This is a genomic window from Microbispora catharanthi (genome assembly GCF_006334915.2).
Taxonomy (GTDB): domain Bacteria; phylum Actinomycetota; class Actinomycetes; order Streptosporangiales; family Streptosporangiaceae; genus Microbispora; species Microbispora catharanthi.
Window position 1 is genome coordinate 1 of record NZ_VDMA02000016.1, and the last position, 18,604, is coordinate 18,604.

Here is an 18,604-nt window from a genome sequence, read left to right on the forward strand (position 1 = left end):
ATCCACGCTTTGGCGGTGGGGGTGGCGAAGCCCCAGCCGAACAGCTTGTCCAGGAAGGCCCACAGGAACACCCAGCCGATGGCGATGCGGGCGGCGGCCCAGGCGTACCGGGCCGGGCCGGCGGTGGTCGTCTGTGTGGTCGTCCGGGGCGCGGCGGTCTGGGCCGTGACGGGGGGAGTGGCGTCGTACACGTGGTTGCCGTGGTGGCGCCTTTCGATGGTGGCCATGACCGGCCCCTTTCAACGTCTTCTCGCTCTTTCGACACTTCAAGCAAACCGCGATCACCGGCCGTGCCGCAGGAGCAGTACGGCACGCTCCGGTCGTCCCGAAGTCCCGTGATCGCGGGACCTTCGGCCCAGCCGGTCCCCCGGCTGAGGAATGCCCATGGAACGGGTGACACGGGACCCGTACGGAGAGGTCCAAGGTCCCTGCCCGGCCGGTCCGGCAGCCGGGCACCGTTGGGTGAGTCCGGCGGTGTGACCGCGCTCGGAGCACTCTTGGGGGATCGAAGGCATATGTGCGAGTACTGCGGCTGCCAGGCCGTGACCGCGATCGACGAACTGACCCGCGAGCACGATCTGGTGGTCAACCTGATCGCGGACGCGCGCACGGCGCACACCGCCGGCGACGCGGACGCCATGGCCGTGATCGCCAGACGGATCGCCGAGGTGCTCGGCCCGCACACCGAGGTCGAGGAGCACGGCCTGTTCCCCGCCCTGGCGGACGAGTTCCCCGAGCAGATCGCCGGGCTGGAAGCGGAGCATCGGCGCATCGAGGCCGTCCTCGGTGAGGCCGCGGACGCCACGCCTGCCGATCCCGGCTGGCCGCTCAGGCTGCTCGACGCTCTGAACCTGCTGCGCGCCCACATCCTCAAAGAGCAGGACGGAGTGTTTCCGGCGGCGTTGGCCGGCCTGAGCACCGAGGACTGGGAAGCCGTCGAGGCGGTCAGGGCCCGGGCCGGCACGCTGCTGCGGGCTGCCGGCGGTCAGTGAATCGCGGCTCACCCGATCGTGGCCCTGCCATGAGGGCCGGCACGCGGTGGCCGGGAACGGCGCCGTCCCTCAAACGGCGGTAGAACCTCTCATCGGCTTGCGCAAAAGCCGGTCGGGGCGCTGCCTCCGGCGTACGCGCGCGGGTACTTACGCACCAGTCCGCGGTTCTCGCGAGAGGGGAATCCCCCCATGACCACAATGTCCAAGCACCACCCGCACACGGGACACGATCATCACCATGGCGCCGACTGCGGCCATGTCGCGGTGCCGCACGGCGACCACGTGGACTACGTCCACGACGGCCACATGCACCGGGTTCACGAGAACCATGTCGACGAGTGCGAGGTGAGCGGGCACGTCGTACACGACGCGCACGACCACGAGCACGGGCCGGGGTGCGGGCACGTGGCCGTGCCGCACGGCGACCACGTCGACTACATCCACGACGGGCATCACCACATGCACCACGACGGTCACTGGGATGACCACTAGGACACTCCCCTGCCGGGGCTCCCCGGCAGGGAGGCGACGATGCGACCGGCGCTCGCGGCGCCGCTGATCGTCGCGGCCGGCCCGGCCGGCGGGGCCGACCTGGCCGCGGCGCGGACCCAGATGGCCCTGTCCCTCGGATGGCACATCATCGTCGCGTGCCTGGGGGTGGGCATGCCCGCCCTGCTGCTGTTCACCGAGTGGCGGGGGCTGCGGAGAGGCGATGACGACTACCTGCGCCTCGCCCGTCGCTGGGCGAAGGCGGTGGCCGTCCTGTTCGCCGTCGGGGCCGTGTCGGGCACGATCCTCAGCTTCGAGATGGGCCTGCTGTGGCCGGGCCTGATGGGCGTGTACGGCCAGGTGATCGGGCTTCCGTTCGCGCTGGAGGGCATCGCGTTCTTCCTTGAGGCGATCTTCATCGGGATCTATCTCTACGCGTGGGACCGGCTCTCGCCCAGGGCCCACCTGCTGAGCGGGGTACCGGTGATGGTCGCCGGTGTGGCCTCGGCGTTCTTCATCGTCTCGGCCAACGCGTGGATGAACCAGCCGCGCGGCTTCCTCCTTCAGGGCGGCCGCGTCACGCACGTGTCGCCCTGGGCGGCCATGTTCAATCCCGCCACCCCGCCACAGACGATCCACATGATCGTCGCGGCGTTCATGGTGTCGGGCTTCGCCACCGCGTCCGTCTACGCCGTGGCCCTGCTGCGCGGGCGGCGGGACCGTTACCACCGCCTCGGCTTCCTCGTGCCCTTCACCGTCGCGGGGGCGCTGGCGCCCGTGCAGATCCTGGTGGGCGACTACGCCGCGCGATTCCTCGCCGGCTACCAGCCCACCAAGCTCGCCGCCATGGAAGGCGTGACCAGGACCGGCCCGCACGCGCCGTTGAGCGTCGGCGGGATCTTCGTGGACGGCCGTCTGCGCTACGCGCTGGAGATCCCCAACGGACTGTCGCTGCTGGTCGGCTACAGCCCGGACACCGTCGTGCAGGGGCTGGACCGCACGCCGCCCGCCGACCGGCCGCCCGTCACGCCGGTCCACCTGTGTTTCGACACGATGGTCGGCATCGGCGTCCTGCTCGTGCTGCTGGCGGCCTGGCTCGCCTTCGGCTGGTGGCGGCGGCGCGAGATCCCGCGCTCCCGCCTGTTCCTGTGGCCGGCGGCCGCCTCCGGCGTGCTCGCGGTCGTCGCCGTCGAGGCGGGCTGGGTGGTGACCGAGCTCGGCCGTCAGCCGTGGGTCGTGTACGTCAGGCTGCGCACCGCCGACGCGGTCAACCCCGCGCCCAATCTGTGGGCGGGACTGCTGCTGCTGGTCGCCGTATACACGGTCCTCACGGTGTCGACCGTGTACGTGCTGCGGCTCATGGTCCGCGCCCGGCCGGTGGCCGCGCCGCAGGAACGGGAGACGGCCTGATGGAGGCGGCGCAGGTCCTGCTCGGGGTCATGTGGGTCGGACTGACCCTGTACGCGCTGCTCGGCGGTGCCGACTTCGGCGGCGGCCTGTGGGACCTGCTGGCCGGGGGCAGCCGGGCGGGCATGCCCCAGCGGCGGCTCATCGAGCACTCGCTCGGCCCTGTCTGGGAGGCCAACCACGTCTGGCTGATCTTCGTGCTCGTGGTGCTGTGGACCGGTTTCCCGCCGGTCTTCGCGGCGGTGATGTCCACGCTCTACATCCCGCTCACGCTGGCCGCGTTCGGGATCATCGGCAGGGGGGCCGCGTTCGCGTTCCGCAAGAGCAGCACCGAGCTGTGGCAGCAGCGCCTGTTCGGTGCGGCCTTCGCGCTGTCGTCGGTGCTCACGCCGTTCTTCCTCGGCACGGTGGCCGGGGCCGTCGCGTCCGGCCGGGTGCCGCCCGGCCTGGCCAGGGGACGCCTGGTGGGCGCGTGGGTCAACCCGACCTCGATGCTGGGCGGCGTCCTGGCGGTGGCCGTCTGCGCCTACCTGGCCGCGGTCTTCCTGTGCGACGACGCGGTGCGGTCCCGCCTGCCCGGAATGGCCGAGGTCTTCCGGCGCAGGGCGCTGGCCGTGGCCGCCGTCACCGGTGTGGTCGCCCTCGGCGGCATCGGGGTGCTGCACGCCGACGCCCCCCGGCTCTTCACCGGCCTCACCCACCGCGCGCTGCCGCTCGTCCTGGCGAGCGCCGTGCTCGGCGTCGCCTCCATCGCGCTGCTGTGGCTGCGGCGCTACCTGCTCGTACGCGGCACCGCGGCCCTGGCCGTGGCCGCCGTGTTGTGGGGGTGGCCGGTGGCGCAGTATCCGCTCATGCTGCCGCCGGCGGTCTCCTTCCGGCAGGTGGCGGCGGAGCCGGCGGTGATCACGGCGGTTCTCGTGGTCGCCGGGGCGGGCGCGCTGCTGGTGCTGCCGTCGATCGCGTGGCTGCTCGCCGTCCAGCACCGCCTGCCGTTCGAGCGGGGCAGCCCCGGCTGAGCCGCGCCGACGGCGGGCGCCGCGGGCCGTTCCGACCTGCGGGGATAGGCTGGGTGCAGGGGTCGGAGGATGCGTGATCTGCTGAGGGAGTCGCGCCGCCCCCACCGCGTGCGCGAGCACCCGTACGCCCCCTGGTTCGCCGTGGGCGCGGTGTGCATCGGCGCGTTCATGGGACAGCTGGACGCGAGCATCGTCACCCTGGCCTTCCCCGCCCTGGAAGGAGAGTTCGGCGCCTCGCTGGCGGCCGTGCAATGGGTGTCCCTGGGCTACCTGCTGGTGCTGGTCGCGTTGCTGGCCGGGGCCGGCAGGCTCGCCGACGTGGCGGGCCGCAAACTGGTCTACCTCTACGGCTTCGTCGTGTTCACCGTCGCCTCGGCCGCCTGCGGGCTGGCGCCGTCCCTGGCGGTGCTGGTGGCCTGCCGGCTGGTGCAGGCGGCGGGCGCGGCGATGCTCCAGGCCAACAGCGTGGCCCTGGTCGTGTCGAGCGTCCCCCGGGCGCGGATGCGGGCCGGCCTCGGCATGCAGGCGGCGGCCCAGGCGCTCGGCCTGGCCCTCGGGCCGGCCCTCGGCGGAGTGCTGGTCGCCACGGCGGGATGGCGGTGGGTGTTCTGGATCAACGTGCCGGTCGGCTGCGCCGCGTTGATCGCCGGGCGTTACCTGCTGCCGCGCACGCGGCAACGGGGGAGGGGCGGCCGCTTCGACTGGCAGGGACTGGTCCTGCTCGGGGCCTCCACCAGCGCCCTGCTGCTCGCCGCCTCCGTGATCTCGGGCCTGGAGCTGCCGTCCTGGTCCGTCCCCGTCCTGCTCGCCGTCGCCGCCGGGGCCGCGATCGGCTTCTGGCGGTGGGAGGCGCGGGTGCCGTCCGCGCTCATCGACACCGCCCTGCTCCGCAACCGGGTCGTCACGGCGGGGCTCTCCGGAGCGCTGGGCGGCTACCTGGTGCTGTTCGGCCCGCTGGTGTCGATCCCGCAGGTCCTCGTGGCCGGCGGGACCGGCGAACTGGTCGCCGGCCTGGTCCTGACGGCGCTGCCCGGGGGCTTCGCGGTGAGCGCCCTCATGGGCGACCACCTGCTGCCCCGGGCCTGGGGCGACCGGCGCAGGTGCGTCGTCGGCGCCGTGGCGGCGGCCGCCGGCTGCGCGCTGCTGGCCGCGGATCCCGCCGCCGAGGGCTGGGCCGGGGCCTGCCTGGCGCTGACGGGTGCCGGGCTCGGCCTGTTCGTGCCCGCCAACAACACCGTCGTCATGGCCGCCGTCCCCGAACGGGTGTCCGCCACAGCCGGCGGCATGGTGAACATGGCGCGCGGCATCGGCACGGCGCTCGGCATCGCGGCGGTGACCCTGGCCCTGCACCTCGCGGGGGGCGCGCATGAGGAGGCGGGCGCCCGCGCCGCGCCGGCCGTCCTGGCGGCCGTGGCGTTGCTGGCCGCCCTCACCGCTTCGGGCCGGGTGGTGCGGCCGGGGGCCGGCCCCTACCCTGGTCGCTCATGACGACCGTGCGAAGGAGCGAGCCGCGTGAGCGATGAGGACGTGGCGGCCCGGCTCCGGGAGATCTGCCTGAACCTGCCGGAGGCCGTGGAGAAGCCGTTCGGGGGCCACACCGCGCCCTCATACCGGGTCGGCGACAGGTTGTTCGCGATGACCAGTGAGGACGGGCGGTCGCTGACGTTCAAGGCCGGACCGGGGGTGCAGGACGCCCTCGTGGCCTCGGACCCGGAGCGCTTCTTCGTCCCGCCGTACGTCGGCCGCAACGGCTGGGTGGGCGCGCACCTGGACGCCGAGCAGGACTGGGACGAGATCGCCGGGCTGATCGAGGACAGCTACCGGCTGATCGCGCCGAAACGACTGGTCCGGCTCCTCGACGAACGGCCGACCGCTTGGCCGGTGCCTCACAGCGGCGGGTAGGCGTTGGCGAGGAGCTGCCGGAACTGCGCCCCGAACCACTGCCCGGCCGGCGGGGCGTACGGCAGTGCTCCGCTGGGCACGGTCGCCTGGGAGTATGTGGGATCGCACATCGGGTCGGGCCTGATGCCGTCGGGACTCGTGACGTTCACGCTCGAGCCGTCGGAGACGCCCGGCGGCTTGATCCACGCATACGCGTCGATGCCGGCGGCGGGGATGGCCGTGGGCCGCGCGCCGAGCCCGGCGCCGGCCTGGTTGCACCAGTCGCCGACGCTGTGACGGCGGTCCGTCCGGGACTCGTCGACGAACCTGTTCACGTCGCCGGAGGTGCTCCCGCGAACCGGGCGATACGGGCCGCCCCAGCCGCCGCGCGAGGTGTCGATCACCATGCCGATGCCGGACCCGAAGCCGGCCGCGATGAGGCGCTGCCGGAACGCCTGGGCGAACGACAGCTCGTCCACGTAGTCGTTTCCGGCCACCCACCGCGAGCTCTTCACCGGCAGGCCCATCTGGGTGTTGTAGTACGGCTCGACCAGGGCGCCGTAGCCCGCGACGTTCACCGTGAAGCCGTGCACGGGCGTCGATGCTCCCCCGCTCGCGCCCGCGATGCTCGCGAGCAGGTCGGCGGCCCGGCCGAAGTTGTCCGGATGGCCGGCGACGCCGTGATCGGAGGCGTCGAGGTAGACGTACACGTTGGGGATGGCGTGCAGCCGGGTCATCGCGTACCGCACCGCCGCGGGGTAGGCGCCGCTCGCCTGTACGGCGGCGCAGCGGGAGGTGGCGGCGGGCAGGAGCAACCCGGGCAGGAAGTCGGGTTCGACGATCGCCACGATGCGCAACCGCTGGTAGGCCGGGTCGGCCAGGATCTCGGCGATCGGATCGACGTACTCGGTCCGGTAGCGGTTCAGGCCGTCGGACGTCACGCTGAAGTCTCCGTTGGAGACCAGGTGGGTGCAGTTCCGGTCGGGCAGGTCGTCCAGCACGATCTGGATCGTGAGCGGGGCCGGGCCGAAGGCGTCCTGCAGGACGGCCTCGTTCAGATGCGCGCGAAGCCCGGGGGAGGAGGCGGTGCCCTCGATGAGGGAGAGGCGGTCGAGCCAGACGCCGGTCGGCTGGTCGGCCACCGCCCCACCGCCGGGCTCCGCCGCGGCCGACGCCGACCACCAGGGATCGACGTAGCGTTCGGCGGCCACGTAGGGGTTGTCGACGCGGGTGTCCGCGGCGGCGGGGGTGCCCGTGAGGACCGCCGTGACCGGCAGGAGGATCATCGCCGCGACCATCGCCATGAGACGCGCTCCCAGCCGCACCGCCATGCCGTGCCTCCCCACCGCGCGAGATCTTCGTCACCACGCACGATTCACCGGCCGGTCGGGCGCGTACAGCGCCCGACCGCACCGCCCGCCGTACGCCAGGGCGCGCCGGGGAAGATCACCCGCTCTCATCTCGGCGAACGCCGCACCGCCCATGCCGCCGCGCGCCGCGTCGCCTGAAAGCTTCAGCGCCCGGAAGCTTCAGGCGCGACGCTCGGGCTGACAACGCCAACCCCGGCAGCCCCAGTCCGTACGGCTGCGCGAGGACCCTTTGAGCTACGCGGTGCCTGGCCGGTCGCGCCTGGCCGGTCGGATTTCGGGTGCGGTTGAGGCTTCTCCCGCGCAGCGGAACGTGATACGGATCACAGAGGAAGCCGGAATTTATGGCCGGTTGAGGAGGCTTTGTCGCATTATGAGGTTCTTCCCGGTGATCGTGTGGCTCGTGGAGCGACTGCACGTCGACCTGTGCCGCCTGAACAGTCGCCTCTGTCCCTGAGCGCAGTCACCACTCCTTCCCCCTCACCTCGCATGCCGCCTCGGCGTCAGCATGCCCTTCTGCCGGAGTCTCGTTCGTGAAGAAACTCTCCTTCTCCCTGCAGTTGCTGCTCGGTCTGGTGATAGGCGCCGCCCTCGGGTTCGTCGCCCGCGCCGGTGACGTCACCTGGCTCACCGCCACCCTCACCGAAGTCGGCAAGATCTTCGTCCAGCTCCTCAAACTCGCGGTCGCGCCGCTGGTCTTCACCGCGGTCGTCGTCAGCGTGGCCAACCTGCGCAACGTCAGCGGCGCCGCCAGGCTCGCGGGAAAGACGCTGCTGTGGTTCCTGATCACCTCGCTGATCGCGGTGGTCTTCGGCCTCGGCCTCGGCCTGATTCTCAATCCCGGCCAGGGCGTCACCATCTCCACCGCCGGGGCGAAGGCCGTCGACCTGGAGGGCGCGGGAACCTGGCTGGACTTCCTGACCGGCATCATCCCGACCAACATCGTCACCGCCTTCACCGAGCTCAACGTCCTCCAGATCGTCTTCCTGGGGGTCGTCCTCGGAGCCGCCGCCCTGGCGGTCGGCGAGAAGGCCGAGCCGTTCCTCGGCTTCAGCCGGTCGGTCCTCGATGTGGTCCAGAAGGCTCTGTGGTGGGTCATCAGGCTGGCCCCGATCGGCACCGCCGGTCTGATCGGCAAGTCGGTGGCCAGTTACGGCTGGGACCTGCTCGCCCCGCTCGCAAAGCTCAGCGCGGGCGTGTACATCGGCTGCCTGCTGGTGCTCCTGGTGAGCTACCCGCTGCTGCTCGCCTTCGTCGGCAAGGTCAGCCCGCTCACCTTCTATCGCAAGGCCTGGCCCGCGATCGAGCTGGCCTTCGTCTCCCGCTCCTCAGTCGGGACCATGCCGCTCACCCAGCGGGTCACCACCGAGCGCCTGGGTGTGGACCGCGGCTACGCCGCCTTCGCGGTGCCTTTCGGAGCGACCACCAAGATGGACGGCTGCGCCGCCATCTATCCCGCGCTCGCGGCGATCTTCGTGGCCCAGGTGTTCGGCGTCCATCTCGGCGTGGGGCACTACCTGCTGATCGCGTTCGTCTCCGTGGTCGGCTCGGCCGCGACCGCCGGTTTGACCGGCGCGATCGTGATGCTCACCCTGACGCTGAGCACGCTGGGCCTGCCCCTGGAGGGCGTCGGGCTGCTCCTGGCGATCGACCCGATCCTCGACATGATCCGTACCGCGACCAACGTCACGGGGCAGATGGTGGTGCCCGTCCTGGTCGCCCGTTCCGAGGGCCGTCTCGACGAGGCGGTGTTCAACGCTCCACCGCAGCCTCTGGACGAGGCCCCCGCCGCGGTTCGTCCCGCGTCGGGTCCCGAACCCGCTCTCACCTGACCCCGTCCCGTCCGTCGGTGGCGACGGCCTCGCCCACGACTCCGGGTCATGGGCGAGGACCGTCCGCCCGCTCGCGGACCTGCCGTCAGCGCGCCTACCGCGCTCGTCGATCCCGTAGTACGCGGCGCGCGCGGACTGGTCGTCGGATGCGAGGCAGAGGCGACACGTCTTTGTCGGACCCACCGGGCACGATGGCCGCATGACTGAAGCGCCCCCGATCGACGCGATCCCCGACGAGACCGCCTACGCCGAGGCGGTCCAGCTGGCGGCCGACGCGGCCGCGGCCTACTACGGTGACGGCACCTCCTCCCTGGACGATGACGCCTACGACAGGCTCGTCCGTGGCATCGCGGCCTACGAGAAGGCCCACCCCGATCACGTGCTGGAGGCCTCGCCGACGGGCAAGGTCGCCGGAGTCGTGGGTGATGTCCCGCACACGGTGCCCATGCTCAGCTTGGACAACGTGTTCGGGCCTGAGGAGCTGGCCGGCTGGACCGCCTCGCTGGAACGCCGCCTCGGCCGTCCGGTAACCGCATGGTCCGTGGAGCCGAAGTTGGACGGGCTGGCGATCGCCGCCCGCTACCGTGACGGCCGCCTCGTCCAGTTGGTCACCCGCGGCGACGGGAGCGCAGGCGAGGACGTCTCACACGCGATCGGCACGATCGTCGGTCTCCCCGGGCGGCTGGCCGATTCGGTCACCGTGGAGCTGCGTGGCGAGGTGATGATGACCGCCCGGCAGTTCGAGGAGGCGTGTGCGAAACGGCAGGCGCATGACGGGACCACGTTCGCGAACCCGCGCAGTGCCGCCGCGGGCACGCTGAGGGCGCAGGACCGGCCGTACGTGTGCGAGCTGACGTTCTTCGGGTATGGCGCCTTGCCGGTGCCTGGTGACACGACCGACCTCGCGACGCGGCTCCGGGAGTTGCCGCACAGCCAGGTGATGGACTGGGTCGCCGGGCAGGGTGCGCAGACCACGGCCGGGACCGCGGTCGCCGGGATCGTCGCGACGACTGTGGAGCGGGTGCAGCAGCGGATCGAGGAGATCGCGGCCGCGCGGCCGGAGCTGCCGTTCGGGATCGACGGCATCGTGATCAAGGCGGACGATGCGGCGGATCAGGCGCAGGCCGGGTTCGGCTCGCGGGCGCCGCGGTGGGCGATCGCCTACAAGCTGCCCGCCGTGCAGAAGATCACGAAGCTGCTCAAGGTGGAGTGGAACACCGGCCGGACCGGTGTGATCGCCCCGCGGGCGGTTCTGGAGCCGGTGGAGCTGGACGGCTCCGTCGTGACGTACGCGACGCTGCACAACCCCTCCGACATCAAGCGCCGTGGGCTGATGCTGATGGACAGTGTCGTCGTCTACAAGGCCGGCGACGTGATCCCGCGGGTGGAGTCCCCGGTGGTGCACCTGCGCACCGGCGACGAGCAGCCCATCGTGTTCCCGGAGGTGTGCCCGACCTGCGCCGGTGAGATCGACACGTCGCAGGAGCGGTGGAGGTGCGTGCGAGGCCGAGACTGCCGCGCGATCGCCTCGATCCGGTACGCCGTCGGCCGCGACCAATTGGACGTGGAAGGGCTGGCCGACAACCGCGTCCAGCAGATGCTGGACGCCGGGTTGATCGCCGACTTCGGCGATCTGTTCTTCCTCACACGCGAGCAGCTACTGGGCCTGGAGCGGATGGGGGAGGTGTCCACCGACAACCTCCTGACCGCCATCGACAGGGCCAAGACCAGGCCGTTGAGCCGGGTGTTCTGCGCGCTCGGGGTCAGGGGGACGGGGCGCTCGATGAGCCGCCGCATCGCCCGGCACTTCGGCACGATGGAGGCCATCCGTGCGGCCGACGCCGAGGGGTTCCAGAAGGTGGACGGCATCGGCCCGGAGAAGGCGCCCGTGATTGTCGCTGAGCTAACCGAGTTGAGCGACCTCATCGACAAGCTCGTCCGCGCCGGGGTGAACATGGTCGAGCCCGGTGTGGCGGTGGTGGCCGGTGACGAGGGCGGCACGACCACACCGACGTCGGGCGGCGACGAGCCGGCTGCTCTGCCACTGGCCGGGATGACGGTCGTGGTCACGGGCGCGATGAGCGGGCAGCTGGCAGCATTGTCCCGCAACCAGATGAACGAGCTGATCGAAAAGGCCGGAGGCCGGGCGTCGTCCAGCGTCTCGGCGAAGACCTCGTTGGTCGTCGCGGGAGACAACGCGGGGTCGAAGCGGGCGAAGGCCGAATCCCTCGGCGTGCGGATCGTTTCTCCGGAGGAGTTCGCCGAGATGGTCGCGCAGCTGTCGTAGGCGGCCCTGTCATCCGCGTGTAGCCACATCCGACGGGCGAGACGAGCACGCTCAGGCGAGAGGTCACGAAGAAGATCAACAGCTGGTGCAGAGGATTCGCCCGGGCGCAGTCAGGTGGCCTCGCCCAACTGCTCGGCAAGCCGCTCCAGGCCGCCTCTGATGAGCTGTCCATACTCGTCGTCGCCAAGCGCGCCGATCTCGGCCCGCGCCCGCTGGAGGTGCTCACGGGCGCGGCCGATATCGCCCAGCTTCCGATAGCACTCACTCACGTTCAGGTGCAACGACGGATACAAGCCGGCCACTGAAAGTGGCACCCCAGCTTGGGCGACCCGTTCATCGGTGACGAGATCGGCGGCGGCAAGCGCTCGCAGATCCCACATCAGCTCCTGGTGCACGTCGTCTTGCACGTCGGCCATCGAGTGGGCAAGGACACAAACATGCAGCGGGTCGCCTTGCTCACCGCCGATGTCGTCCCAGATCTGCGCGAACAAGTCGCGAGCGGCTTCACGCTGACCTTGGTGGTGATGCAACTCCACCGCCTGGCCGATCCGGGTCATCGTCGGGTCGATGGTCATGAGCAGTCCTTCACCGTCGCGGGCGATCGCGGTCAGCCTACTTGCCTGAGGTGCCTCAACGACCTTCAAGCTGCTGACCGGCTCCCGCGACCACCACGCGAGCAGGGCCGCGTCGAGGGCTGGGTGTTCCTGCGGGCATGGTGCGGCTCCTCTGGGAGTTACTTTTGGTCACCGATGTACTCTTCGATAACCGCTAACAGGAACATGACTTGGTCACCATGAGGTGACGGAGGAGGCGGGAGCCCATGTCGCACCAGGCCGAGGCGGACAGGGTGCTGCGTTCGTTGGGCAGGGCCTGTCTCGAGCACGACCCGGATGTTCTCCGATCCGTGCTGGACCGGGTCGGTGACAAGTGGAGCCTGATCCTCATCGGGCTGCTCGACAAGGGGCCGATGCGCTTCACCGAGTTGCTGCGGACGGCCCCCGGTATCTCCCGCCGCATGCTGACGCTGACGTTGCGCAGCCTGGAGCGTGACGGGCTCGTCAAGCGCGTGATCTATCCGGAGATCCCGCCCCGGGTCGAGTACGAGGTCACCCCGTTCGGACGCACCCTGTCCGAGCCCGTCCTGGCACTCACCCGGTGGGCGGCCGACAACCAGGACACGATCCGCGCCAACCGCCACGCCTTCGACAAGGCGGCCGGCTTCGACACCGACGATCTCGACTGAGACCTGGCCGGTTCACTCCATGTGACCACGGTTCAATTGAAGTGACCGGTTACCGGCGTGTACTCAGTACTCGGAAGTTATCGAGGCCGACGGTGAGCCCTGCTCCACCGCCGGCGCACGTACGGAGATGATCGGTATGTCTGGCGTGCCGGAATGGCCGTCCGCTGCCGGCCCGGGCGAGGTAGGGGACGGGGATCCCGCCCGCCGTCATGGCCGACGGCCCGCTGGTTTCACCCACCCCTGACTTCACCGATGGCTAAGCGATGACCCGCCGGCCGGGCAGGTGACAAGAGTCCCGACCAGCCGGCTCCCCCAGGCCGTCTGACCTGTGCCGCCCAGCCGACTCCGCCGGGCCGCCTGACCCGTGCCGGCGGGGCTGTTCCGCGCGTCCCGGCCGGCACGGTGATCCCCACATACCTCACCCACGATGCAAGCAGGAGGAACCATGACCGTCGGCAGGACCGAACCCCCGAACTTCGAGCTGGGGCTCAACTCGTTCGGGGAGGTGGCGACGGACGGCGGGCGCGTGCTCGACGACGCCGAGACCGTGCGCCTGCTCGTGGAGGAGGCCCGGCTGGCCGAGGCGGTGGGGCTGGACGTCTTCAGCCTGGGGGAACACTACCGGGATGGGCACAACGACTCCGCGACCCCGGTGCTCCTCGCCGCGATCGCCACCGCCACGCGACGCATCGGGCTCGGCACGTCGGTGACGGTGCTGAGCACGAACGACCCGGTCCGGCTGTACCAGGAGTTCTCCACCCTCGACGCGGTGTCCGGCGGCCGTGCCCGGATCGTGTTGGGCCGTGCCTCCGCGACCGAGTCGTTCCCGCTGTTCGGCTACGACCTGGCGGACTACGAGCGGCTGTTCGAGGAGAAGCTCGATCTCTTCCTGCGGCTCGAACGCGAGGAGCATGTGACCTGGTCGGGCACGGTGCGGCCGCCGCTCACCGGGCAGCGGCTGCACCCCCGGATGCGGCCGGGAGGCATCCCCACCTGGATCGGCGTGGGCGGCAGCCCCGACTCCGTGGTGCGCGCCGCCCGTCACGGCCTGCCCCTCATGATGGCCATTATCGGCGGACGGCCGCAGCGGTTCGCGAGGAACGTCGAACTGTACCTCAAGGCGCTTGATCGCTTCGGCCGTCCCGAACTGCCGATCGGCCAGCACTCGCTCGGCCTCGTCGCGGACACCGACGAGGAGGCCGTCGAGACCTGGTGGCGATACTGGCAGCCCGTCGTCGAGGATCTCGCGGCCGAGCGCGGCTTCTACGCGCCGAATCGGGAGCGGTACGAGGCCGAGGTCGAGCACGGCGCGCTCTTCGTCGGATCGCCTGAGACGGTCGCCCGCAAGATCGTCAGGATGGCCCGTGATCTCCGCCTGAGTCGTTTCGATCTCAAGTACGACATCATGCACCTTCCTCGCGACGCCCGCACTCGCACGATCGAACTGCTCGGCCGCGAGGTCGCCCCGCGCGTACGCGAGCTGCTCGCAGCGGACACGGTCCACGCGTGACCCGTCAACGACTCGGAGCGACCATGAAACCCGGCGACGTTCGCACCATCGGCATCCTCGGCGCCGGCAAGGTCGGCACCGTCCTGGCCCGCCTCGCGGTCGCGGCCGGCTACCGCGCCCTGATAGCGGGCTCCGGGGAGGCCGCACGGATCTCCCTCATCGTCGAGGTCGTCACGCCCGGGGCGGTCGCGGTGACCGCGGTGGAGGCCGCGTCCGAGGCGGATGTCGTGGTGCTGGCCCTGCCACTTGGTAAGCATCGCAACGTCCCCGCCGAGGCGCTGCGGGGCAAGCTGGTGCTCGACGCGATGAACTACTGGTGGGAGGTGGACGGGGTGCGGGACGACCTCACCGACCCGCGTACGTCCTCCAGCGAGATCGTCCAGGCGTTCCTGCCTCACTCCCGGGTCGTCAAGGCCTTCAACCACATGGGCTACCACGACCTGGAAGAAAGCGCCCGTCCCGCCGGCGCTCCCGGCCGCCGCGCGATCGCCATCGCCGGCGACGATCCGGACGACGTCGAGGTCGTCGCCTCGATCGTGGACGCGCTCGGCTTCGACCCGGTTATTGTCGGCCCGCTCGCCGAGGGTGTCCGCATGGAGCCGGGGACGGAGCCGTTCGGCGCGAACGTCGACGCGGCCGAACTGCGCGCCCTGCTTGACCGTTTCCCCGATTCGCAGCGCGGCGGCGAGGTGCTCCGCGCGCGCGGCGGCGTGACGTCGTCACCCCATCCGACGTCCTGATCGGCGCGGAGGGCGCGGAGGAGACCGACCTGCCCGTCGAGACCAGCCGCGCGGCGGTGCTGGAAATCACCCACCTGCCTACCACTCGTGCCGCCTCCGGCGGCCCTGCCGGAGGCGGCGAGGTCCCATCACGCGACGGCGGTCCCCTCAAGCTCGACCATCAGGTCGGGGATCGCCAGCCGTGTCACCCCGAGCATCGTGGTGGACGGTGCAACCCCGGCGGCGCCCAACCGCGACGCCAGCACGCCGTAGTGCTCGAAGAGCCGATCGACGTCGGTGGTGTAGACGTTGAGCCGGACGAGGTTCGCAAGGGACATGCCGGCCTCGCCGAGCACGGCCTCCAGGTTGTCGAGGCTCAGCGCCAACTGCGCCGCCATGTCACCGGCATGCAGGGGCTTGCCGTCGCCGCCCATCGCGGTCTGCCCGGCGCAGTACAGGGTCCGGGTGTGCCCGGAGACGATCTCACCCTGGTTGTATCCCAGCTCCACCGACCACGTCCACGGGTTGACCGCCGTTCGCTCCATGCCACATCAGCTCCATTCGATTCGTCGACATCAGGTACGTCGATCGGCTTTGGCCGCGTTCATGAGCCTCCCAACGAATCACGACATCCTGTGTCGTGTATTTCGGTAAAGTCCTCGTATGCGCGCCGACCGTTTGGTCTCGCTGGTGCTGCTGCTGCGGCAGCACGGTCGGCTGTCCGCGGCCGCGCTGGCCCGCGAGCTGGAGGTATCCACCCGCACCGTGCTGCGCGACATCGAGGCGCTGTCCGCAGCCGGCGTCCCGGTCTACGCCGAACGCGGGCGGCACGGCGGTTTCGCGTTGTTGCCCGGTTTCCGGACCGAGCTCACCGGACTCAACCACGACGAGGCTCTTGCCCTGCTGGTCGCCGGATCGCGGCGCGGCGCGCAGGCGTTCGGCCTCGGCTCGGCGCTCGCTTCGGCGATGCTCAAGGTGGTTGACGCGCTACCCGAAAGCTATCGGGACACCGCGGCCGGCGCTGCCGAGCGATTGCTCATCGATCCGGAGACCGACCTCCTCTCGCGTCGGCTGGTCGCCGAGGAGGTCCCCGACGCCATAGTGGCCGAGGTCCTGCGCGCCGTGTTCGCCGGACACAAGCTGCAGATCCACTACGCCGCTGTGGACCAGACCCCGGAGTGGCGCACGGTGGACCCGATCGGCCTGGTCACCGTACGCGACCGGGGTTACTTGCTGGCCACGAAGTCCGGCGCCGACCGCACCTACCGGCTGTCCCGGATCTTGGCCGCCAAGCGACTCGCCGAACCCGCCCAGCGACCGGACCGGGTCGATCTCGGCCGGGCCTGGCAGGAACGCAGCACGCGGTTTCGGACCGGCGGCGACCAAGTCGCCGTGCTGGTACGGGTGGACCCGGCGCGGCGGGAGGACCTGGTGAGCACCGCGCTGGCCGTCCGCGCCGAGGAATCCGACCCAGACGGCTGGCTGCGGATGGAGGTGACCTTCCAAGATCCGAGACACGCCGAATGGGCGCTGTGGCAGCTCACCACGAACGCGGAAGCCCTGACCCCGCAGTGGTTGCGCAACTCCCTGCGCAACCGCGCCGCCGCGATCGCCACCCGCTACGCAGTGTCCTGAGAATCGGCGTCTTCCATGGGTCGCCGCCGACGCGCTTCCTCGGGACGAGGTTAGGCTTACCTAAGCAATCTGATGAAGGGAACCACCTATGGCGACGACCGAACCGGCACGGCGCGCACCCCGGGCGACCACCGGCGTGGTGGAGCGCACCGAGCGGCTGACCCCGCACATGATCCGGGTGGTGCTCGGCGGTGAGGGGCTCGCCGGTTTCGAGGCGGGCGAGTTCACCGACCACTACGTGAAGCTGCTGTTCCCGCTGCCGGGAGCGGCCTATCCGGAGCCGTTCGACATGGCGGTGATCCGTGCCGAGTTGCCCCGCGACCAGTGGCCGAAGACCCGGACCTACACCGTCCGGGCCTGGGACCCGGAGGCGCGGGAGCTGACCATCGACTTCGTCTACCACGGGGACGAGGGACTGGCCGGGCCCTGGGCGCTGCGGGCCCGGCCGGGCGACGTGATCCACTTCATGGGCCCCGGCGGGGCGTACGCGCCGAGCGCGGAGGCGGACTGGCACCTGCTGGCCGGGGACGAGAGTGCGCTCCCGGCGATCGGCGCCGCACTGGAGCGGCTCCCCGCAGGGACGCCCGCCCGGGTGTTCGTGGAGGTGGAGGGCCCGGAGGAGGAGCAGAAGCTGCAGACGGAGGGCGATGCGGGGATCGTGTGGCTGCACCGCCGCGGCGCGCAGGTGGGCGAGGCGCTGGTGCGGGCGGTGCGGGAGCTGGAGTTCCCCGAGGGCGTCGTGCACGCCTTCGTCCACGGCGAGGCGAACTTCGTCAAGGAACTGCGGCGATACCTGCGGGTGGAGCGCGGCCTGCCGCTGGAGTGGTTGTCGATTTCCGGCTACTGGCGGCGGGGCCGTGACGAGGACGGCTGGCAGTCCTCCAAGCGGGAGTGGAACCGCAGTATCGAGGAAGAGGAGTCCGCCGCCCTCGGCGACTGACAACGGCCACACGGCCTGGTCTTCGCGCAAGCGCCCGAAGGGCACCAGAGGACAACCGGCGTCAGCGGGAGATCGATGCCCGGAAGATCGGCCCTCTCATGGAGAGCCGGCGGCGGGCAGGCTCGGTGCGTAGGCGACCGCGTACAGAGTCGCGAGCATCCAGGGCGCCTCGGACCCGGCGCGTTCGAGCGCGCGGACGCCGGGGTGGCGGCCGATGGCCTGTGCCGCCGCACCGGCGTCCGGCGGCGGACACTACCTGCCACATGGCGGACGCGGCGAACGGGGACACATCAGGCGGGTGCACGCGGCGCCGGGCTGTTTTAGATCCGCGTTACGCGCTCGCGGCTATGGTGACGCCCGAGGATGTCTCGGGGAGCGGTCTCGGGAGTGCCGATGTCACAGCGAAAGGTGAAGCGCATGCGCGCCGCCATGCGGCGCGAGGAAGCCATGCGGCGCGAGGAGCGCAGGCGGCTGACGCGCAGGGTCACGTACGCCACCGCCGCGGTCGTGGCGGTGGTGGCCGTCGCGACCGGGGTGCTGGTCTTCGTCTCCGCCGGAGCGCCGGACACGGCGACGCCCGTCGCGAACGCCTCGCCGCATCCGTCCGCCTCGGCCACGGGATCGGCGGCGAACTCGGCCACGCCGTCGTCGCCCGCGTCGCCCGCGTCGCCGTCAGCCGGCACGTCACGTGAGGCGACGGCATCCGGCCGATGACGCGGCCCGGAGCGCCGAGCCCGGCACGGTGACCGGGCGGCCGGGCGGGGGGTTCACCGCGCCCGGGCCGGGATGCACCGCGCCGGCCTTCTCCTGCCCGCGCGCGGACGTGCGCCGCGACGGCCTTCCCCCCCGCGTGGACGGGCGACCCGGCCTACCCGACGACGCCGGAGACGCTGGGCGGCCAGATGCCGACGTTCAGGAGCCGGTGCGCGTAGAAGTAGGCCACGAGCTGACTGCGGTTGCTACAGGCGAACTGGACGAGCAGCTTGCTGATGCGCTCCGCCACGGTGTACCGGCTGAGGTGCATCTCGCGGGCGATCCTCGTCGTCGTGTAGCCCCTGGCCAGCATGACGATCAGCCACCTGTCGCGATCATTTATCAGGCCGTCGGAAACAAGGTCCATGTGCAGTCCCGGGTCGGATCGCCGTTCGACTGAAGGGAGCCTGGTAGGGGTCCCTTTTGCGCGACCCTAGAAAGGGGCGCTTAACGATCGGTATGGCTTGACCATGGCCCCGGTTATGGTCCTCCCGGCCACGCCGGTAGCCCACGTTTGTGGGGTTGTGTTACCT

At 71.0% G+C, this 18,604-nt stretch carries 18 protein-coding genes and 1 pseudogene; 13 read left to right on the forward strand and 6 right to left on the reverse strand.

From position 1 onward, the window contains the following. Window positions 1–227: pseudogene (locus FH610_RS27020) on the reverse strand (hypothetical protein); the annotation flags it as partial. A gap of 288 nt (window positions 228–515) precedes the next feature. Between FH610_RS27020 and FH610_RS27025 the strand changes: the two are divergent. From FH610_RS27025 to FH610_RS27050, 6 genes are all read left to right on the forward strand, one after another. Then, on the forward strand, window positions 516–992 hold the full coding sequence (locus FH610_RS27025) for a hemerythrin domain-containing protein (RefSeq protein ID WP_139577648.1): 477 nt from the start codon (window positions 516–518) through the stop codon (window positions 990–992). Between the two features lie 189 nt (window positions 993–1,181). Continuing rightward, a complete protein-coding gene (locus FH610_RS27030; protein ID WP_139577649.1) occupies window positions 1,182–1,484 on the forward strand; it encodes a hypothetical protein in 303 nt (100 codons plus the stop codon). Between the two features lie 39 nt (window positions 1,485–1,523). Beyond that, on the forward strand, window positions 1,524–2,891 hold the full coding sequence (locus tag FH610_RS27035; RefSeq protein ID WP_139577656.1) for a cytochrome ubiquinol oxidase subunit I: 1,368 nt from the start codon (window positions 1,524–1,526) through the stop codon (window positions 2,889–2,891). Next, a complete protein-coding gene (locus FH610_RS27040; protein ID WP_139577661.1) occupies window positions 2,891–3,904 on the forward strand; it encodes a cytochrome d ubiquinol oxidase subunit II in 1,014 nt (337 codons plus the stop codon). Before FH610_RS27035 ends, FH610_RS27040 begins: the two co-directional genes overlap by 1 nt. Before the next feature lie 69 nt (window positions 3,905–3,973). Beyond that, window positions 3,974–5,392 (forward strand): MFS transporter, encoded by a 1,419-nt coding sequence (locus tag FH610_RS27045; protein WP_139577664.1) that lies wholly within the window; start codon window positions 3,974–3,976, stop codon window positions 5,390–5,392. A 24-nt stretch (window positions 5,393–5,416) separates the two neighbouring features. Continuing rightward, window positions 5,417–5,806, forward strand: coding sequence for an MmcQ/YjbR family DNA-binding protein (locus FH610_RS27050; protein ID WP_139577669.1), 390 nt, complete (start codon window positions 5,417–5,419; stop codon window positions 5,804–5,806). Here the strand turns inward: FH610_RS27050 and FH610_RS27055 are convergent. Further along, window positions 5,791–7,116 carry a glycoside hydrolase family 6 protein gene (locus tag FH610_RS27055; RefSeq protein ID WP_139577673.1) on the reverse strand — a complete coding sequence of 442 codons (1,326 nt, stop codon included), beginning with the start codon at window positions 7,114–7,116 and terminating at the stop codon, window positions 5,791–5,793. The genes FH610_RS27050 and FH610_RS27055 overlap by 16 nt on opposite strands. A 569-nt stretch (window positions 7,117–7,685) precedes the next feature. Here FH610_RS27055 and FH610_RS27060 point away from each other — a divergent pair. Next, window positions 7,686–8,984, forward strand: a complete 1,299-nt coding sequence (locus FH610_RS27060; protein ID WP_139577678.1) for a dicarboxylate/amino acid:cation symporter — start codon at window positions 7,686–7,688, stop codon at window positions 8,982–8,984. Window positions 8,985–9,183: 199 nt separating this feature from the next. Next, window positions 9,184–11,271 (forward strand): NAD-dependent DNA ligase LigA, encoded by a 2,088-nt coding sequence (ligA, locus tag FH610_RS27065; RefSeq protein ID WP_139577685.1) that lies wholly within the window; start codon window positions 9,184–9,186, stop codon window positions 11,269–11,271. Between the two features lie 110 nt (window positions 11,272–11,381). Here the strand turns inward: ligA and FH610_RS27070 are convergent, their stop codons facing one another. Further along, window positions 11,382–11,846 carry a hypothetical protein gene (locus FH610_RS27070; protein ID WP_139577688.1) on the reverse strand — a complete coding sequence of 155 codons (465 nt, stop codon included), beginning with the start codon at window positions 11,844–11,846 and terminating at the stop codon, window positions 11,382–11,384. Between the two features lie 245 nt (window positions 11,847–12,091). Between FH610_RS27070 and FH610_RS27075 the strand changes: the two genes are divergently transcribed. From FH610_RS27075 to FH610_RS27085, 3 genes are all read left to right on the forward strand, one after another. Continuing rightward, complete coding sequence (locus tag FH610_RS27075) at window positions 12,092–12,514, forward strand: winged helix-turn-helix transcriptional regulator (RefSeq protein WP_139577693.1); 423 nt, start codon at window positions 12,092–12,094, stop codon at window positions 12,512–12,514. A gap of 445 nt (window positions 12,515–12,959) precedes the next feature. Beyond that, window positions 12,960–14,024, forward strand: a complete 1,065-nt coding sequence (locus FH610_RS27080) for an LLM class flavin-dependent oxidoreductase (protein WP_139577697.1) — start codon at window positions 12,960–12,962, stop codon at window positions 14,022–14,024. A 23-nt stretch (window positions 14,025–14,047) separates the two neighbouring features. After that, a complete protein-coding gene (locus FH610_RS27085) occupies window positions 14,048–14,764 on the forward strand; it encodes an NADPH-dependent F420 reductase (RefSeq protein WP_139577699.1) in 717 nt (238 codons plus the stop codon). 128 nt (window positions 14,765–14,892) lie between these two features. Here the strand turns inward: FH610_RS27085 and FH610_RS27090 are convergent, their stop codons facing one another. Then, window positions 14,893–15,288 carry a RidA family protein gene (locus tag FH610_RS27090; protein WP_139577700.1) on the reverse strand — a complete coding sequence of 132 codons (396 nt, stop codon included), beginning with the start codon at window positions 15,286–15,288 and terminating at the stop codon, window positions 14,893–14,895. 118 nt (window positions 15,289–15,406) lie between these two features. Between FH610_RS27090 and FH610_RS27095 the strand changes: the two genes are divergently transcribed. Both FH610_RS27095 and FH610_RS27100 read left to right on the forward strand, forming a co-directional pair. After that, the gene (locus tag FH610_RS27095; RefSeq protein ID WP_139577701.1) at window positions 15,407–16,378 is read left to right on the forward strand and encodes a helix-turn-helix transcriptional regulator; all 972 of its coding nucleotides are present in this window, start codon (window positions 15,407–15,409) and stop codon (window positions 16,376–16,378) included. An 88-nt stretch (window positions 16,379–16,466) separates the two neighbouring features. Further along, window positions 16,467–17,318 carry a siderophore-interacting protein gene (locus tag FH610_RS27100; RefSeq protein WP_139577702.1) on the forward strand — a complete coding sequence of 284 codons (852 nt, stop codon included), beginning with the start codon at window positions 16,467–16,469 and terminating at the stop codon, window positions 17,316–17,318. A gap of 320 nt (window positions 17,319–17,638) precedes the next feature. Here FH610_RS27100 and FH610_RS27110 read toward each other — a convergent pair whose 3' ends face one another. Together FH610_RS27110 and FH610_RS27115 are read right to left on the reverse strand one after the other, a co-directional pair. Then, window positions 17,639–18,001 carry a hypothetical protein gene (locus FH610_RS27110; RefSeq protein WP_139577706.1) on the reverse strand — a complete coding sequence of 121 codons (363 nt, stop codon included), beginning with the start codon at window positions 17,999–18,001 and terminating at the stop codon, window positions 17,639–17,641. A gap of 185 nt (window positions 18,002–18,186) precedes the next feature. Beyond that, a complete protein-coding gene (locus tag FH610_RS27115) occupies window positions 18,187–18,438 on the reverse strand; it encodes a LuxR C-terminal-related transcriptional regulator (RefSeq protein WP_139577711.1) in 252 nt (83 codons plus the stop codon). Window positions 18,439–18,604: the final 166 nt, after the last annotated feature.

Coding starts and splice junctions, on each gene's coding strand:
- FH610_RS27025 (WP_139577648.1), top strand. CDS start 516: ATGTGCGAGTACTGCGGCTGCCAGGCCGTGACCGCGATCGACGAACTG.
- FH610_RS27030 (WP_139577649.1), top strand. CDS start 1,182: ATGACCACAATGTCCAAGCACCACCCGCACACGGGACACGATCATCAC.
- FH610_RS27035 (WP_139577656.1), top strand. CDS start 1,524: ATGCGACCGGCGCTCGCGGCGCCGCTGATCGTCGCGGCCGGCCCGGCC.
- FH610_RS27040 (WP_139577661.1), top strand. CDS start 2,891: ATGGAGGCGGCGCAGGTCCTGCTCGGGGTCATGTGGGTCGGACTGACC.
- FH610_RS27045 (WP_139577664.1), top strand. CDS start 3,974: ATGCGTGATCTGCTGAGGGAGTCGCGCCGCCCCCACCGCGTGCGCGAG.
- FH610_RS27055 (WP_139577673.1), bottom strand. CDS start 7,116: ATGGCGGTGCGGCTGGGAGCGCGTCTCATGGCGATGGTCGCGGCGATG.
- ligA (WP_139577685.1), top strand. CDS start 9,184: ATGACTGAAGCGCCCCCGATCGACGCGATCCCCGACGAGACCGCCTAC.
- FH610_RS27070 (WP_139577688.1), bottom strand. CDS start 11,846: ATGACCATCGACCCGACGATGACCCGGATCGGCCAGGCGGTGGAGTTG.
- FH610_RS27075 (WP_139577693.1), top strand. CDS start 12,092: ATGTCGCACCAGGCCGAGGCGGACAGGGTGCTGCGTTCGTTGGGCAGG.
- FH610_RS27080 (WP_139577697.1), top strand. CDS start 12,960: ATGACCGTCGGCAGGACCGAACCCCCGAACTTCGAGCTGGGGCTCAAC.
- FH610_RS27085 (WP_139577699.1), top strand. CDS start 14,048: ATGAAACCCGGCGACGTTCGCACCATCGGCATCCTCGGCGCCGGCAAG.
- FH610_RS27090 (WP_139577700.1), bottom strand. CDS start 15,288: ATGGAGCGAACGGCGGTCAACCCGTGGACGTGGTCGGTGGAGCTGGGA.
- FH610_RS27095 (WP_139577701.1), top strand. CDS start 15,407: ATGCGCGCCGACCGTTTGGTCTCGCTGGTGCTGCTGCTGCGGCAGCAC.
- FH610_RS27100 (WP_139577702.1), top strand. CDS start 16,467: ATGGCGACGACCGAACCGGCACGGCGCGCACCCCGGGCGACCACCGGC.
- FH610_RS27115 (WP_139577711.1), bottom strand. CDS start 18,438: ATGGACCTTGTTTCCGACGGCCTGATAAATGATCGCGACAGGTGGCTG.